The organism is Methanobrevibacter sp., assembly GCF_017539065.1.
Lineage (GTDB): Archaea > Methanobacteriota > Methanobacteria > Methanobacteriales > Methanobacteriaceae > Methanocatella.
The window spans coordinates 30,273-47,699 of sequence record NZ_JAFYHP010000027.1; the positions used below are offsets into that span (position 1 = coordinate 30,273).

The 17,427-nt window shown below is 32.2% G+C and carries 10 protein-coding genes; 4 read left to right on the forward strand and 6 right to left on the reverse strand.

Annotated features, from left to right (window positions below):
* The first annotated feature begins 225 nt into the window (after positions 1-225).
* Together IKS50_RS07240 and IKS50_RS07245 are read left to right on the forward strand one after the other, a co-directional pair.
* The gene (locus tag IKS50_RS07240; protein WP_292847652.1) at positions 226-504 is read left to right on the forward strand and encodes a hypothetical protein; all 279 of its coding nucleotides are present in this window, start codon (positions 226-228) and stop codon (positions 502-504) included.
* 3 nt (positions 505-507) lie between these two features.
* Entirely contained in the window at positions 508-900 is a 393-nt protein-coding gene (locus tag IKS50_RS07245) for a type II toxin-antitoxin system VapC family toxin (RefSeq protein WP_292847655.1), read from the forward strand.
* A gap of 21 nt (positions 901-921) precedes the next feature.
* Here IKS50_RS07245 and IKS50_RS07250 read toward each other — a convergent pair whose 3' ends face one another.
* The 3 genes from IKS50_RS07250 to IKS50_RS07260 all read right to left on the reverse strand — a co-directional run bounded on the left by IKS50_RS07250 (position 922) and on the right by IKS50_RS07260 (position 3,173).
* Positions 922-2,028: a site-specific integrase gene (locus IKS50_RS07250; protein WP_292847658.1), complete on the reverse strand. Its 1,107-nt coding sequence runs from the start codon at positions 2,026-2,028 to the stop codon at positions 922-924.
* A 135-nt stretch (positions 2,029-2,163) separates the two neighbouring features.
* Complete coding sequence (locus IKS50_RS07255) at positions 2,164-2,967, reverse strand: DUF2207 family protein (protein ID WP_292847661.1); 804 nt, start codon at positions 2,965-2,967, stop codon at positions 2,164-2,166.
* 23 nt (positions 2,968-2,990) lie between these two features.
* Positions 2,991-3,173: a hypothetical protein gene (locus IKS50_RS07260; RefSeq protein WP_292847664.1), complete on the reverse strand. Its 183-nt coding sequence runs from the start codon at positions 3,171-3,173 to the stop codon at positions 2,991-2,993.
* Between the two features lie 450 nt (positions 3,174-3,623).
* Here IKS50_RS07260 and IKS50_RS07265 point away from each other — a divergent pair, with 450 nt between their 5' ends.
* Positions 3,624-4,352 carry a DUF11 domain-containing protein gene (locus IKS50_RS07265; RefSeq protein WP_292847667.1) on the forward strand — a complete coding sequence of 243 codons (729 nt, stop codon included), beginning with the start codon at positions 3,624-3,626 and terminating at the stop codon, positions 4,350-4,352.
* A gap of 128 nt (positions 4,353-4,480) precedes the next feature.
* Here the strand turns inward: IKS50_RS07265 and IKS50_RS07270 are convergent, their stop codons facing one another.
* The gene (locus IKS50_RS07270; protein ID WP_292847670.1) at positions 4,481-4,960 is read right to left on the reverse strand and encodes a hypothetical protein; all 480 of its coding nucleotides are present in this window, start codon (positions 4,958-4,960) and stop codon (positions 4,481-4,483) included.
* A 283-nt stretch (positions 4,961-5,243) separates the two neighbouring features.
* Here IKS50_RS07270 and IKS50_RS07275 point away from each other — a divergent pair, with 283 nt between their 5' ends.
* Positions 5,244-5,993, forward strand: coding sequence for an alpha/beta fold hydrolase (locus IKS50_RS07275; RefSeq protein WP_292847673.1), 750 nt, complete (start codon positions 5,244-5,246; stop codon positions 5,991-5,993).
* Between the two features lie 67 nt (positions 5,994-6,060).
* Here the strand turns inward: IKS50_RS07275 and IKS50_RS07280 are convergent, their stop codons facing one another.
* Positions 6,061-7,788, reverse strand: a complete 1,728-nt coding sequence (locus IKS50_RS07280) for an MATE family efflux transporter (protein WP_292847676.1) — start codon at positions 7,786-7,788, stop codon at positions 6,061-6,063.
* 8 nt (positions 7,789-7,796) lie between these two features.
* Positions 7,797-17,315 carry a non-ribosomal peptide synthetase gene (locus IKS50_RS07285; protein ID WP_292847679.1) on the reverse strand — a complete coding sequence of 3,173 codons (9,519 nt, stop codon included), beginning with the start codon at positions 17,313-17,315 and terminating at the stop codon, positions 7,797-7,799.
* Between the last annotated feature and the right edge of the window lie 112 nt (positions 17,316-17,427).

A 17,427-nucleotide genomic window follows, 5' to 3' on the forward strand; every position in this document is an offset into this window, starting at 1 on the left:
TTTTTAGGATTAAATATTCGTATACTTTAATGAATAACTTGTTTTTTAATCAATCATTTAAGTAATTATTTTAATACTATTTTTAAAGTGTAACTTTTTTTTACAAGTCAATGTAGGATTAACTCAACTATTTTTCCCATATTTTATTTTTCCAAAAGATTAATATATTATTATAAAAATATATTAGTATACAAATATACATTAGATTTTTGGATGTGATTTTGAATGGCAACAACAATTAGGATTAATGAAGAGGTTAAGCAACTTTTGAAATTAAGAAGTGCTGAAACCGGAATAACTCAATTTGATTTGGCAAACAGGTATATTCTAAAAGGCCTTAAAGAGGATGACACTCCAAGCAATATGATGAGCATCAGCGACATTGAAGCAATGCTGTCATTTGATAAACCTGAAGGAGATAAAAACCTGGAAAAGTTGGATGGGGTCTTGCACTCTGATGTGCCGACAAACAGCGTTGAGTTAAAGAAAAACAGCTACAGGTAAAACATGATATTTTTAGACAGCACATATTTAATCGGATTGATGATTGATAATGATGACTATCACGAAAAGGCGCATCAGCTAAGGCCGGTCATCGACAGGGAAAGAAAACTTATAAACAATACCGTGCTGGTTGAAGTACTCAACAGCCTGAAAAAGAACAATCATAAACTTGAACTTGATGAGATAATGGATGCATTACTGGGATTGGATAAGGTTGTTTTTCTAACTGATGAGGATTATGATGAAAGCTTTAAGTTATTTAAGTATTATAATCTAAGCGTTAACTATTCCGATTGCACAATCCTAAAGACAATGATAGACAACAATGTTTCCGTTGTAGTGTCATTCGATTCTGACTTTGACAAAATCAATGGAATAAGAAGAATCTACTTATAAAAAAAATAGCATGGGAAATATTTATTTCCCGATCATGCTTTTAAGACTGTCAATGTCAAACTTAAGCCTGTCCAGTTCAAGCATCAGTTCGTTTTTCTCATTTTCAATTTTAACAAACTCAGGCGATTTGACATGCAGCTTTTTGACTTCCATGCTGATGGTTACAGCAGACAAATGCTCGATGTACTGGTATTTCAAATCTTCAGGGTTTATCATGAAGTATGCCTGATCAGTCTTGTTTTTGGATTTACCTTGCAGGTCGTTTACATCATCGAGACTCATGCCGTCATTATATAGTGCAGATGCGTGGAACTTACGAAGCATATGGCTTCTGAATCTGTTGTAGGGTCCGATTTTTCCAAGACCCAAATCATCATTGATTCTTTGAAAACTGAGAGTGAAATAGTTGACGCCCATCTTAAACAGTTTTGATTCGTTGGTTACCTTATCGCTACGTGATAATATATGTGCGTTTATCGCTTTTACCGCCTCTGGACTGCAGTAGGTAGTATAATACTTGTTGGTCTTTTTTCTGCGAATGTTGAAAGTGGGAATGACTGTCTCATCATCCTCAATCAAATCAATAACCTCAAAGATATTCATATCTCTTCGTGGAAGGTATTCTGACAGTGCATCGATGTAATCCTGTATTGTTAAACTTAGTGTTTCTGCTCTTGCACAACCGCTGGATGCAATAAAAAGTATTGCTGCCTTCATGACCGGACTTGCAATGCCTAAAGCCTTTCTGATGATTTCCTTATCCGGCAGATCGCTGAAATAAATCGGCTGAGGTTTCTGGACTGATTTTTCATTGATTTTCGGCAGTTCATAGATTTCAACATCATAGAACTTGTAGAACTTGATGACATTAATCATAACTAATTTAACAGTGTTTAAAGCATAGTTTTCCAAAAGGTATTGTCTGAATTCCAGAAGTCTGGTTTTGATTCTGCGGCGTTTCCATTTAATTCCTTTATTTTCCTCGCTTTCCGCTTCCATTAGAAGTTCATCCAAGCCCATTTCATAATATGTGGAATATTTCTCCAGTGCATAGACATACAGTCGTTGTGTGCCCGGTGAATGGTTGTATGTTACAAATATTGCTTTTAAAAGTTCATTGTTTTTCATAGTTTTTCAGCTCCATAAAGTGTTTGTAAAAACATTTTTGAAAAGAGCCAAAACTAACAATTTATGCTAAGTACACTATAATACAAATTTATTGTTTCCAAAAACATATTTATTAAAATAAGTTAGTTGGAGGATTCATCCTCCTCCAGGAATTGTATACTTATCGTTAACACCGTAAAATATACCGGTGCCTTTTCTTTTTTTGTTTACATTTAATAATGCATTATTGAATATTATGTTCAATAGTTTATATCCGTCCTTATCGATGAAATCTGTTAGTGACGTGTTGTTTTCCCTTATATCCAATGCATCTTTTTCAATGTCGAAGCATGCTGCATAAATTATTTGTGCTGAATTTTCCTCATCAGACTCTGGAGGATATTTTTCTGTTAGGTCCTTTGATTTCAAATAACTCCGAAAGCATTTCCATTCCTTTTTGATTTGCTTTCCTTTGCTTGTCAATTTAGATTTTTGCAGGATATCACTATAGTTTTCACCGCCATATCCGTTTTCACTTTTAAGTGCACTGACAAATTCATTAAGGTCATCTTCAAACTTATTGGCAACTGAAGTAATGTTGCTTTGTTTTGCCATTGCCTTCAAGTTGAATTTTTTGTTCTTGTTCATGTTTTTGAGCAGCTTGATTGACTGTGTTTCTGAAGTCTTCAGCTCTCCTTTATTTGTTATTCTAAGAGTGATTTTTTTCATGACTTCCATATCATCAGAGGTTAATTTCTTGCCTACATCATATGAATCGCCCAAATCAATGTCGCATTTGATTTGACCTTTATCGATTAAATCAAGTATTGTAAGTGACAATGCACTTACACCCACTTTGTTATTTTTTGAAAACAATATTGATATCATAGGATATGAATCATCACTAGGTGGATTTTTGATTGTTTCATCAGCTTGATTTTTATTGCCTAAACCTAACATATTGCTCAACTCCAAATATTTTTTTATTCATCATCTTTTAAGGATTCCACATAAGCTTCATGAATCTCTTCGGCCAATTCATCGTTTCCTTCAATGATTGGTCCGGTATAATCGCAGTCCCTGCAAACGCATTGTGACCAGTTTTGAGGGATAATCCAGTCGACATTTCTAGATCCACATCTTGGACAAATTTTATGCATCTTCATTTTTCGATTCTCCTATAATATTAATGTTTAGACTAAAGCAGCTCCAAATAAAAGTAGGGAACTGACTGATAAGAATAGTATGTTTTTGAAGTAAAAGTTATTTATGAATTCCATATTATATCACCTTGAGTTAATTTGAATTTGTGCATGATTTTTTAAAATTCAATTCATAAGCACAAATAATAATATGAAACAGACAGTATATAAAGATTTTCGAATGTAAGTACTCACTTGCATCTCTAATTAATAAAAAAATAAATAATAAAAGTTTATTTTAAAAAATAACTTAAATAAATCTTTTATTATAGTATATGATGTATTTAAGAAATTATTGGCATGCTGATTTTAGATTAATTATAATACTAAACAATATAAAGCATATCTTATATAAAAATCATATAACTAGAAATTAAAGGAGGTTTTTAAATTAGAAAAAAAGCTTTGATTCTGATGGTTATAATATCATTATTGAGTTTGGCTTGCGTTAATGCTAACGATTTGGATGAATCTGATTTAAATCAAGGCGATTCACAATTGTTAGAAATATCAGAAGAATCTAGTGATGTCGCACTAACATCAAGTGATGCACTTTCAACAAGTGAAACAATGTTAGAAATATCAGAGGAAGCCGGTGATTCCACACCAACATCAGGTGAATTACTTTCAACTAGTGAAGCAAAATCAGATTCACAATCCCAATCATATCTTATACTGGACAATGATGCGGACATAGAGAATATTTATATTGGAGATTACGTTACTTGGATAGTTAGCGTTATAAATAAAGGGCCTGACACAGCTAAAAACGTGAAAGTTTATGACCAGTTGCCTGATGGCCTAAAATACATCAAACATACTACGACAAAAGGAACATTTGATCCTGAAACTGGAATATGGTCTATTGGAAATCTTTCCATAAGTGATGGTGAAGTATTCTTAAATATTATCACCCAAGCATTCTCAGTTGGGAAAAAAATCAACAAGGCAAAAGTAACAAGTGATACATACAATTTAAATGAAAATGAAAGCTATGAGGAAGAGGAAATTGATGTTTTTGAACATGAAGTAAACGCATATGCAAAAAAATCTATTGTTTCAAGCTATACTGCTGGAAATCCAATGGCTTTAATTGTTCTTTCACTTTTTACAATTTTGATAACATCAATTAAAACCAAATAACTAAAAATTAAATTTTAGAAATGATTCTCAAATCATTTCATTAACTTTTTTGAACTGCAGTTACTTATGGAAATATTGCTTCTTGAATGCTGCATGACAAAAATATTAAAAAAAATAGTAAAGGATAATTAGAATGCAATAGCTTTAACATTATTATCCTTATTGAATTCATTTAATTGGGAAATTAAATCTGAGTTTGATACATTACTGGTATCTTTTGCCCAGAATACTATAACAAAATCTTCACCATCGACATTTACAACTTCAACAACACCATGTTGTGCATGGTCAATGTCTGTGAAATTAGCAGTATTGTCTGCGTTTTTATCTATTTTAAAATCGTCATCCGGAGTCAAATAATCTTTACCCTCATCATGGATTAAATCATCATAAGCATCATTGTCGTCGTCAACATCACCTGCCAAATATCTGTAGATAGTGATTCCGGAATCTTGTTTTTCATTTAGATACAATGAATTGGAAGTTCCATTGTATGCATTATTATATGATTCATCTACTTGAAAGTCGTTTACGGTTTTTTGTGCACAGACTGTGCCGAATAAAAGAAAAGAAATGCATAATAATAACAGAATATTTTTAAAGTCCATTTTATCACCTTAAAGTTAAATTATGAATTTGTGCCTGATTTTTTGAAATTCAATTCATAAGCACAATTAATAATATGAAACAGGCAGTATATAAAGATTTTCGAATGTAAATGCTCACTTGCATCCCAAAACAATAAAATAAAGAAAAATAAGAAATATTTTAAAAAAACAATTGATTTATAAAAGCTATAGTCATTTTAAAACTTCACATGATATTAAAACTCTGCTAATTAGATTAAATCAACACTTAATTATTTAATGTATTTTCAATAGAAATTATTCCATGAATTATGGTCTTGACGGAAACGGGAAAACATTGATCTTCATTCATGGACTTTCAGACAGTCTGTTGTATTGGGAATTTTTTGTAAACAATCTCAAACATGACTATCAAGTCTTAAGAGTCGATTTAAGAGGGCATGGAGAATCTGAACTAGGAAATGAAGAGATCACGATTGACACCTATGTCAATGATTTGAATAATCTTTTAGAGGAATTGGATATATCAGAAGTTAATTTAATCGGGTTTTCACTTGGTGGTGCTGTCGCACTTGATTTTGCAATTAAATATTCGCAAAAAGTGGATTCAATAGTGTTAATGTCTAGTTTTTACAAAGTGGATGAGGCGTTAAGAAGTACTTTAAATCAATTTAAAAATAGCTTAAATCTTGGCTTTGAAGAATTCTATGACAATATTCTGCCAATGGTATTATGTCCGGAGGTCATTGATGACAATAAAAAGGAGTTAGAACTGTTAAAAGACATGGCTTCACAAAATGCCAACATTGAAGCTTATATTAAAGCCGTTGATGTCTGTTTAAATTTCAATGTTGAAAAACATGTATCGCAAATTAACGTGCCTACACTAATTTTAGCAGGAAAGTACGATGAAATCTCCACTTTGGATATGCAAAAAGAATTGCAAAAAAGGATTGGAAATTCAAAATTGATTGTATTTGATAATACAAAACACAATCTTCTAGTTGGAAAAAACAATGAAAAGATATTAGCCATTCTAAAGGAATTCTTTTAAACTAAAAAGTTAATCTCATCCAGAATGGCCTATTTTTAAATCTTACCCTAACATTATTAGTTGGGGTTTAATTTTTTATAGTTATTACAGTACTGTTTAAGCCCAATACTCTTGAGTAATCAATCTTATCTGCAATCTTATTTAAAACACTGATGTTGTCGAATTTCAAATTATCATTTTCAATTACAGGATTGAAGTCAATTCCAGTATCTTTAATGGATATCAATATGTTATCATCATTATTTCTAACAATAACATCAATAGCATCAATGCTTTCATTGGTGTCAATGATATTTACAAGCATTTCTTCAATAGCCAAACTGACTAAAGTAGCTGATTTGTTTCCAGATAAATATTTTTGGACTTCACGAGCCAAATTAACAGCCTCCTTAACATCACCATTAATTGTATGCTCAAATACCTTTTTATCATCATTATGTTTATTAATGAAGAATCCTAAGTATTCTCCATTAGTTTTTCTACCAATATGTCTTGAATAGGCAATGATGAACAGTATTGTAACTGCTTCAGCAATTGCAAATGAAATCCAAATTCCATTTCCTCCAATAAAGAAAGACAATACAACTGCAAAACCAATTGGACAGATAAAACCTTCAAGTAGTGAAATAATTGTAGATAACCTGTTTTTTTGAATTGCCTGAGCATAGAAAGTGTATAAAAATGTAATTGCAGTTCCAACATAACTAATTGCAAATATTCTTAAAGCATTTAAGACAACAGGCACATCGGCAGGATTTTTAACACTATACAGTAACAACAAGGATTGAGGATAAACTATAAATAATATTGCCAATGCCAAACTAGCAACAAGAACGATTTTTAGAGACCTTTTAATTATATAATTAACTCCAGAATAGTCTTCTTCTTTAAAGTAAACTGAAACAATAGGAGACATTGTTTGAGAAGTCCCAATTAAGAAAATATATAATATAAACAGACTGTTATAGCAGATGCTGAATGCAACAAGTCCAGATTTTCCAATATATATCCCAATTAATATGTTAATGATGAATAATTTTAATGTTAAGTACAATTGTGTTGATGAAGAAGAAAATCCCGAAGTTACAATTTGTTTAATATAACCAAAGAATTCACCCATTTTCAATTTTATGAACTGCAATGTGCGTTCTGATTTGAAGAAATAATATGAAATAAATATAGAGCCCATTAAAAAACCTGTTGAAGACGCTAATGCAGCACCGCCAACACCCATTGCAAAGAATTTAATGTAAATAAAGTCAAAGCAAAGGTTAATTATGTTCGCCAACAATATTGCTCTAAACGGTAGTGTTGGAATACCATCGGCCCTTATGAAATAAGATAGACTCATCATATAACATAAACATGGCATTCCAATTACAAATGCAGAGAAAAAACTTGTAACCTCAGGAACCAATTCAGGTTGTGAAGCACATAAGAATTGTGCAATTGACCCGGAAAATGCCAAACCAAAAATTGCGATTAGTATTCCTATTGTTAATAAGGATATGAGAGCAACAGTGAAATAACCGTTACTCTTTTTATCATCAAATTCTGCTTTTGCTACAGAACAAAGTACACTTCCGCCTAATCCAATCATCCAATAAATGAGATTGATGAATGTAGACACAGGAGCTACAATTTGGATTGCTGATAGGTTACCAGCACCCAGTAAAAAACTTACAATTAACCCATCAACAAACAGGCAAATATTTCCCGCCATTGAAGTGAATAGCGTAGGCAGAAAAAATTCCTTGAATTTACTTCTTAATAAATCATAATTACGTTCATACATTTAGACATCTACTCCAAAAATCCCATTCCTTTAAGGTAATTGATAAAGTTATTCAAGTAGTCATAGGTTGTTAAAGGCCAATATACATCTAAATGATTTAAAATATTGGTAGTGAATGTATTTGATACATTGACTATGCTTCTGTTTTTGGCTTTACCCATACCAACTTGTGTAACAAGTCCTGAAATACCTTCTTGCTTTGATTCATCTTTTCTGGCTTCATCTAATAATTCATTGAATTCATCCATTTCCACTTTACTCATTTCATAGCCTTGAGCAACGATTGTATGTAAGACATCAGCATAAGTAATATAATGACTGTTATATGCATTGAACACAGTGTTTTCTTTTGGTGTTTTAGCTAAAGCAATAATAGATCTTGCTACAATATCAATAGGGCTGAATTCTGTTTGCGCAACAAGCAAATCGAATGGCATTGCATGCAGAGTAACATATGCTTTTAAACGGTTAATGAAACCGTTTGACTCAAAGTTGATTTGGAACTCCGCATCAGCCTCCCTTGCCATCAGGTTACCTACACGAACTATTTTACCTTCGCCCCCTTCAACAACATGCTCAAGAACCAGACGTTCGGCTGCAAACTTACTGGATAAATATTTATTGTCCAATGCCTGACCAACATACAATGTTTGCTCATCAAATACAGTGTCTTTAGGTGGGAAATTATTAACGCTCTCACCAGCAGTACTGGTTGTAGAAACTTGAACATAACAAGCACCAATGCGTTTAGCAAATTCCAATCCATTTTGTACCCCAAAAATATTAACATCTTCGATTTGACTGCCTTCAGCAAAGTGTTTTACATTAGCCGCTGAGTTAATGATTGTGTCAATAGGATAGCTTTCAAGTTTCTTGAAATCTTCAATGTTTGTAATGTCACCTTCAACGACAAAAATCCGTTTACCGAATAAATCTTCGTAATTTTCATCAAAGTAATAAAAGAGTAAAGATTTCAATCTTTCTTCAGCTGTAAGGCCTCTTCCGGCACGTTGCAGACAATAAATAAATCCATCTTCATTTTCTATGAGATCTTTAAGTATATGGATTCCTAAAAATCCGCTTGCCCCTGTAACTAAAACGTTACCCAAATCTCGCAAATCACCATTTATGAAGTTATCCATAGTATTTTGACTTAAAAGCTCATCAATTCTTGAATAATCATATTGACTTTCCTCACTTTCAACAATTTCTGTTCCTGAAATAAATTCCGCCAAATCTCTTGGAGTAGGATAATTAAATATGTCCGCATATTGAACTTCATAACCTTCATTTAAAGCACTGATAGTGAGTTTAGTCACAAGCAGAGATGTTCCACCAATGTCAAAGAAATTGTCTGTAACTCCAACTTTATTCAGGCCTAAAATCTCCTCAAATGCAGATGCAAAGAACGCTTCGACATTGTTAGTTGGTTTGACATATTCATTGGATATTTCAGGAATAGGTAATTTCTTAACTTCAATTTTACCGTTCAGTGTCCAAGGCAATTCCTGAAGCTGGACGAAAACAGATGGAACCATATATCTTGTTAATGATTGAGAAATGAAATCTTTTAGTTCGTCCTTATCGATTTCCTCATCTGAAGTGTAATAAGCACATAAATGGTCATTATCATTAATCTTTTTAATTGCACAAACAACTTCTTTGATATCACCGAATTTTAAGATCACCTGTTCAACTTCTCCCAACTCAATTCTCAAACCATTAAGTTTAATTTGATTGTCCATTCTTCCATGAATTACTACTTCACCTTCAGGGTCAATTACACCATAATCCCCTGATTTATAATAGTTAATACCATTGATTTCAATGAATGATTCTTTTGTACGTTTTTCTTTGTTCAGATAACCTTTTCCTACACCTAATCCTCCAATACATACTTCACCTATTACTCCATCAGGAACTAAATTGCCGTCAATGTCACGTATATCCATAATCACATTGTAATGTGGTTTACCTGTTGTGATATTTTCAGAACTTGTAAGTAATTTATGGTTTGTATGTATTGTGGTTTCTGATGGTCCGTATCCATTGTATAAGTTAACATCAGGATTAATGGATTTGATTCTAGTGTATAATTGTGGTTTAAATGGTTCTCCAGCTAGAGAAACGGATTTAAGATTTTTGAATGCTTCCTGCATTTCCTCTAAATCAAGGTATTGGAACATTCTTGAAGGGGTTCCCGCCATTGCATCAACTTTTGTACGTTTAATTAATTTCGCAAGAGCAAGTACATCTTTTGCCTCAACATCACTTGCAAATACATATGTTAAACCGTGTGTTAACGGCACTAAAACATCACAGACAGAAATATCAAATGTTACTGTCTGAATTCCTAAAACACGTTTTCTATTTTCTACTACATCAGTAATATAGTTGTTTTCAGGTTTTACAAGCAGATAGTTTGTAATATTTCTGTGGGTGAGCATAACTCCTTTAGGATTACCTGTTGATCCTGATGTGTAAATTAAAAATGCAAGATTATCAGGGTCAAGTTCAACAATAGGGTTGGTTTCATTTTCTTCTTTTAATAAATCAAATACATTTAATGTAGTGGAATCACTAAAATCAGAAATGATATAATCCGCTTCAGAGTCACTGTAAATATAATTAATACGTTCTTCAGGATATTCTGGATCAACTGGAATGAATGCTGCTCCCGCTTTGATGATACCCCACATGGATGCAGTTAAGTTACTGTCACGTTTAAGTTTGAATAAAACTTTGTCTCCCGGTTTAACTCCTTTTTTAATTAAAGCATTGGCAATACGATTAGCTTTGCGATTCAGTTCATCATATGTAAATTCACCATCTTCAGCAATTAATGCCAATTTATCCTTATTTTTCTCAACAGTCTCATGGAACACTTCGTTTAGGAACGGATTGAATGAATAATCAAATTCTTCAAGTTCAGGTTCATCTATAATGGCAACATCCTTGACTTTTGTTTCAGATATGTCACAGGTCATGAATTTTTCAATAATTGTCTTAACAGCACTATTGAATAAGTCAATCATATGGCTTGAATAAAGGGAATCATCATATTGGTTGATTAATTTCAACTCTCCTTTTTCCTCCAAGATATTGAATGATATTTTAAACCTTAATGAATCATAATCGATTCTTTCTCTTTCATAGGTTTTGCCGTTCATATTCAAATCTTCAATAATTTCTCCCTGATAGACATATAGGAATTCGGGAGCCAAATCATATTTGTTTGCAATTTTAGTATATGGATAAAACTCATAATTCAAAGTGTTCAACCAGTTTTCATTAACATTTTCAAGCAAATCTTTAATGGATTTGTCTGATTTGATATGGCATGTGAAAGGAAGTGTTTTTACAAGCATTCCAATAGTATTTCGATATTTTGGATTGGTTCTGCCTGTTGATATTGTTGAAATCAATAAATCTCTAGTAAAAGTGAACTTGGATAATGCCAAAATTGTAGCTGACAGGAACAAATTGTTTTCAGTTATGCCCTCTTTTCTGCAGAAATTATGAATATCACTGGCATTTAAGGATAGTTCATTTGTGCATAAAACACCTTCTTCATCAGATTCAAGATCAGGTGTAACTACAGTTGATTCCTCAAATTCAGAAATTTCCCTATCAAAGAATGCTTCAGCTTGCTTGTATTTATTTGATTGTTCCAATTCACTTTCAATTAAACTATATTCAAAGGCATCAACCGTTTCTTGCGGAATTTCATCGATTTTACCATCATAAATTAGGGTAATGTCTCTAAAGAAGAGATTTGCTGATGTTCCGTCTAAAATTAAATGGTGGAAATCATTGAGCAAGACAACTTCTGTAGGAGTTTCGATTATTTTAAACCTGAATAAGAAGTCTTCAGATAATGAAAACGGACGTATAAACTTGTCGATGTCATCTTGTGTTACTTCCACATCCTGTTTTGTAATTGTTATTAAGTCTGAAACATCTAAGCCGTCATTTCTTTTCTGTAATATTTCACCATCTTTTTGAACAATTTCCATTTTTAGATAAGAATGCAAATCAATGGCATCAATGATTGCTTGCCTTAATTTGGCTGAATCTACATTGTTATCAAATCTAATGATTTTCGGTAAATTGTAACCTATTTTATCAGGATTTTTAATACAGTCAAAGTATACTCCCAGTTGATTGTGCGTTAAAGGATAGTATTCTCTCAATTCAACCTCTTCAGTTTCGGATACTTCTTCAGCAGCATTTATCAGATCAACAATTTCCATAACATTCTTTGATTTCATCATGTCCATTATACTTACATCAACTTTTAGCTCTTCGGAAATCCTTGCAAGCAGCTGAATGACGGTAAGTGATGTGAAACCAATGCTGAACAGATTGGTTGTAACACCAAAGTCATCTTTGGAAATAATTTCCCTACACATATCCAATACACTTTGTTCCAATTCATTAGACGCCTCAACAACCTCCGTTATCTCATCATCAACTGATGGAAGGGGCAATTTTTTCCTGTCCAATTTACCGTTAGGATTTAAAGGCAATTCATCCAATTGAATAAAGAATGTTGGAATCATGTAATCTGTTAATTCCTGTGAAATGTCCTCTTTTAATTTATTGGCATCAATTTGCGAATCTGCAACATAATATGCACATAAATATTCAGTATCATTGATGACCTGTACATTAACAAATACCAAATCAATAATACTGTTTTTTAGTATGACATTTTCAATTTCACCGGTTTCTATTCTTAAACCCCTAAGTTTAATCTGTGAGTCTGCCCTACCTACAACCACTAATTCACCGTTGTCAAGTTTATAACCTAAATCACCGGTATTGTAATAAGGAATACCATTTTTAGTATAGAATACTTCTTCTGTTAGCTCAGGTTTGTTCCAGTATCCTGCAGAAACTCCGACTCCACCAAGTGCAATATTTCCTACAATATTGTTAGGTAATGGATTATTGTCAATGTCCACGATTGAATCGATAGTGTTATGAATAGGTTTTCCTTCAGATACAATGTTATCCTGCATCAGTTTTGCATGAGATGCAATAGTTACTTCTGTCGGACCATAGGAGTTATAAATTTCAGCATCAGTGTATTTGACTAATGTAGGATATAATGATTCGATGAACTTTTCACCACCTATAGTAATGACCTTAATGTCTTTTATAACCCTTTTGAAATCATCAATTGTTAAATATTGCTGCAGTCTAGATGGTGTTGCTGACATTCCGTCAATTTCATATTTTTTAATTAAGGCTGCCAATCTAATTGGATTCATTGATGTTTCCTCATCCGCAAGAACCATCGGAACTCCATTCATAACAGATGCGAAGGCTTCACGCAGGAATGCGATAAATGAAGCGGTCGTTATGGATAACATTTTTGAAACATCACAAGCTATTGCATTTATAGGAGAGTTTTCAGGAGTAGGCTTAATATAATTTGTAATGCTGTCCTGCTTTATCATTACCCCTTTCGGAAGACCTGTTGAACCGGATGTATAAATTAGTAGTGCAATGTCATCATTTTTTAAATCCACTTTTGGATTTTGAGTATTTGTTCCGTCAAGTAAACTGTCAATATCAACTTCACCAGTAAGCGGGTCATCGGATATAATCATCTTACATCCACTATCCTCCTGAATATGAGTGATTCTCTCTTGAGGATACTTCGGATCCACTGGGATAAAAGAAACACCCGCTTTCAAAGCACCTATAAGTGCTATCATCAATTTAGAAGTTCTATTTAATTTCAAAATGATTTTATCATTTGTTTTCAAACCCCTATCAATTAATGAATTTGCAAATACATTTGCTTTTGCGTTAAGTTCTCCGAAAGTTAAATTGGTGTCATTTGCATAAACTGCAATATCATCTGCTTTTTTAGGGGCAATGTATTCAAATTTATCTTTCAATAATGGTTCATGGATGTCTAATGTTAACTCATTTTCCTTTTTAGCTATTTCATTTTCTTCAAGGCTAGTTAAAAGTGAAACGTCTGAAGCATTTTGAGTTAAAGAATCCATGAATTTATTTAATACTAAATCAATGCTTTCAACTAACGTTTTCATCAGTTCATGTGAATACAATTGGTCATTATAACGTATGATGAGATTAATGTTTTCCAAATCCTCTTCAACATATATGCAAATGTTGAATTTAGGATAATCAAGTTCCAAGGGTTCAACTTTAACTTTATTTCCGTTTTTCAATACTTTCTCATCAAATAATCCCACTTGATATGCATAATAAATTTCCGGAACAAAATTGTATTCTTCAAATATTTTGGTAAACGGATAAGATTCATTGTCAATTGTATCGACAAAAGCATCATTCACGGAATTAATGTAATCCAAAACACTTTGATTGGTATCAATAGTCATTGCAATTGGAAGAGACCTTACAATCATTGCCAATGTTTTGAAATACTTAGGATTGATTCTTCCATTGGAAATTGTAGTTAAAAGCATGTCCTTGGTGTATGAGAATTTAGACAATGTTAAAAGAGCTGAAGATAAAAACAAGCTGTTTGGAGTTATACTGTTCCTTTTGGAGAATTCGAAAATATCATCCTTATTGATTTTAACTGAAACCTCTTTAAGAGAACCCAAATCTTTTTCACCGATAATGTCAGGCTCGACTGAAGTGACATTTTCAATATCTACCAATCTGTCTTCAAAGAACTCTTTAGCTTTAAGGTATTTTTCACTTCCTTCTAGTTCTTTTTCATCTAAAATAAAGTCAAATCCAGAACTGACTTCTTCTGCATCATTAACATCATCATATTCATCTAATAACTCATTAATAAATAGATTTACTGAAGTTCCATCAAATAATATATGGTGAACATCCATAAGCAATATGGTTTTATCTTCTGTATAATAAATTTCAAAACGATACAATGGTCCTTTAAACAAGTCAAATGGCCGTGCAAAACTGTTTTTAATCTCATCTGTAGCTAAACTTTCAAAGATATCGACAGCCACAGGTTCATCGTCCTGTCTTTTAAGATATGTTTTACCGTTTTCCTCAAATAATATGCTTTTAAGGTAAGTATATTTATTTACTAGATTAACTATTGATCTTTTAAGTTTTTCCACATCAATGTTGGATCCAAAATCAACGGCAGAGGTTGTATTATAAATCAATTTGTCAGGATGCTTTATGGATTCAAAGTAAACTCCCAACTGATTTTGGCTTAAAGGATACAGGTCTTGCTTTTCATGAGATGCCTCTGCAGATTCAATTGGAGTGTCAATTAAAGTTGTCAGGGTTTGAATGTCTTTTGATTCACTAAGCTCTTTAATGCTGAGTTGCACTCCCCAATTGGATGCTATTTCATAAGCAATTTTTATTGATGAAAGTGAAGTCAAACCTAATTTAATTAAATCGGTAGTGACACCAAATTTATCTGTTTTTAACACTTTTGAGATAATTTCGAATAATTTAATTTCAATCTCTGTTTTTGGTTCGATAATTTCTTCGATAGCAAATTCTGGTGTTGGAAGAGCTTTGACGTCCACTTTTCCATTCAGGTTAAGTGGGAACTCGTCCATTTTCATATAAAATGAAGGAACCATATATGGTGTCACTTTACTCTTAATGAACTCATTTAAGTCATCCTCATCAATTTCGCCATCACTAATATAATAGCATACAAGGTTATCATTTCTAAGTTCAACAACTGCATTTGTAATTGATGGTGAATAATTTAAAACAACATTTTCAATCTCTCCGGGCTCAATCCTTAAACCTCTAAGCTTGATTTGCCTGTCGATTCTTCCCTTAACCACAAGTTCACCATCAAAAGTGAAGTATCCTTGGTCTCGGCTGTGAACCATTCTTTCATTTTCCCAGCAATCAGAAAACGGATTTTCAACAAAACTTTCATTAGTCTGGGATTCATTATTATGATATCCTAACGCTAATTTTAAACCAGATATAACGATTTCACCAGGAACTCCAATTGGAAGAGGCATGTTATTTTTATCCACTATATAAACCCACGTATTTCCTGCAGGGAAACCCACTGGGATTTCATCCAATTGTGATGCTTTTTTGACGTCCTGATATGCAATTACTAAAGCTTCAGAAGAACCATAACAGTTAATCAAATCAGTTTTACGACTTAATATAGTTGGTGTTGCTTCTTTTAATCTTTCACCTGCAATAATCATATTCTTTGTTTTAATTTCTGTTTTCTCCAATATGGTTGCCCCAAGAACGGTAGGTAAAATTAAGGCATCAAGTGGAGTTACCTGTAAAAATTCAATTAATTCAGGAACATTCTCTTTTAAATGCTCATTTAATATGATACAATTGGCTCCCTTAACAAAAGCAGAATATAGCACAACTGAAAATGCAAATGTGAAGTTAACGTAACATGCAATGTCTGAACCGGATGTTAAATATTTTGAAGAGTATAATGCTTCAAGTAAGAAAGTGTAATGGGATGATTTAACTCCTTTTGGATTTCCGGTTGACCCTGATGTGAAATAAATTACTGCCGGATCGCTAGCAACCGCATTATTTGGAGACACTTCATCGGCGTCCAAATCCAAATCTTCAATGTATAATATATTTTTATCTTCAAATTGCGAAGCAAAATCAACAGTTTTTGAAGATATGATATAATTCATATCACTGGCTTCAATAATATAATCAATTCTGTCCTTTGGGTATGTTAAATCAAGAGGGACAAAAACGGAAGCATTTCTTGTAATTCCCATACAAGAGACAATGTACATAGGAATTCTTGGAAGCAGAACACCAACGCATTCACCTTTTTCAACACCTAAATTATGCAATATTGCTGATAAAGCATTAATATATCTATCAAATTCACCGTAAGTTATATCAGTTATTGTATCGGAGATGGCTATTTGATTTGGTGTTTTTAAAGCATTATTATGGATATAATTCATTATTGTTTCATTTTCATCGAAATCCAATCTATCAGTTTTTGAAAATCTTTTTAACAATTCCATTTCATTATTTGAGACTATATTTAAATCTTTTAATGGAATGCCGGGATTTTCACCCATGCGTTTAATTAAATCCTTAATATTGTCAATTAAAAATTCCATCTGAACTTGTGAAAAAATACTGTCATTATAAACGAATTTAACGGAATTTTCATCAAACAAACAGTTTAAAATAGATTTTTCATGAGGAACAAACTCATCATTATTTTTCATGTTAAAAATAGAGTAGGCATGCAAAAGTTCATTATCAAAAATATAATTTTCCTCTTGTAAATTATTTATCAATTCATCAACTTCAGATAATAAATAATTAACTGAGCTATTCTCATTATACTCGATTTTTAGGGGAATTTCTTTATTATTTCTGTAAATCTTAAAAACAATGCCTTCAGATTGATTTATTCTAGATAAATAAACAGACATTACAGATGCAAAAAAAGATTCATCAATATTCTTTTCGAAATTTAAAATTATTTGATTGAATGTTGATTCATTCACATTAGGTATATTTGTTAAACAATTATTATATCCTTGTAAATTTTCCATAATAATCACCATGTTTTTAAACGATAATTAATATTGTTATTATTTATTATTTACATGATATTTAATATCAACTAATAAATTGCCATTCTTCTTTATAGTCTAAACAAAATAT

What these genes read in the sequence shown, in the direction of transcription:
- IKS50_RS07240 (WP_292847652.1), top strand. Translation starts at nt 226, where the DNA reads ATGGCAACAACAATTAGGATTAATGAAGAGGTTAAGCAACTTTTGAAA.
- IKS50_RS07245 (WP_292847655.1), top strand. Translation starts at nt 508, where the DNA reads ATGATATTTTTAGACAGCACATATTTAATCGGATTGATGATTGATAAT.
- IKS50_RS07250 (WP_292847658.1), bottom strand. Translation starts at nt 2,028, where the DNA reads ATGAAAAACAATGAACTTTTAAAAGCAATATTTGTAACATACAACCAT.
- IKS50_RS07255 (WP_292847661.1), bottom strand. Translation starts at nt 2,967, where the DNA reads ATGTTAGGTTTAGGCAATAAAAATCAAGCTGATGAAACAATCAAAAAT.
- IKS50_RS07260 (WP_292847664.1), bottom strand. Translation starts at nt 3,173, where the DNA reads ATGAAGATGCATAAAATTTGTCCAAGATGTGGATCTAGAAATGTCGAC.
- IKS50_RS07265 (WP_292847667.1), top strand. Translation starts at nt 3,624, where the DNA reads ATGGTTATAATATCATTATTGAGTTTGGCTTGCGTTAATGCTAACGAT.
- IKS50_RS07270 (WP_292847670.1), bottom strand. Translation starts at nt 4,960, where the DNA reads ATGGACTTTAAAAATATTCTGTTATTATTATGCATTTCTTTTCTTTTA.
- IKS50_RS07275 (WP_292847673.1), top strand. Translation starts at nt 5,244, where the DNA reads ATGAATTATGGTCTTGACGGAAACGGGAAAACATTGATCTTCATTCAT.
- IKS50_RS07280 (WP_292847676.1), bottom strand. Translation starts at nt 7,788, where the DNA reads ATGTATGAACGTAATTATGATTTATTAAGAAGTAAATTCAAGGAATTT.
- IKS50_RS07285 (WP_292847679.1), bottom strand. Translation starts at nt 17,315, where the DNA reads ATGGAAAATTTACAAGGATATAATAATTGTTTAACAAATATACCTAAT.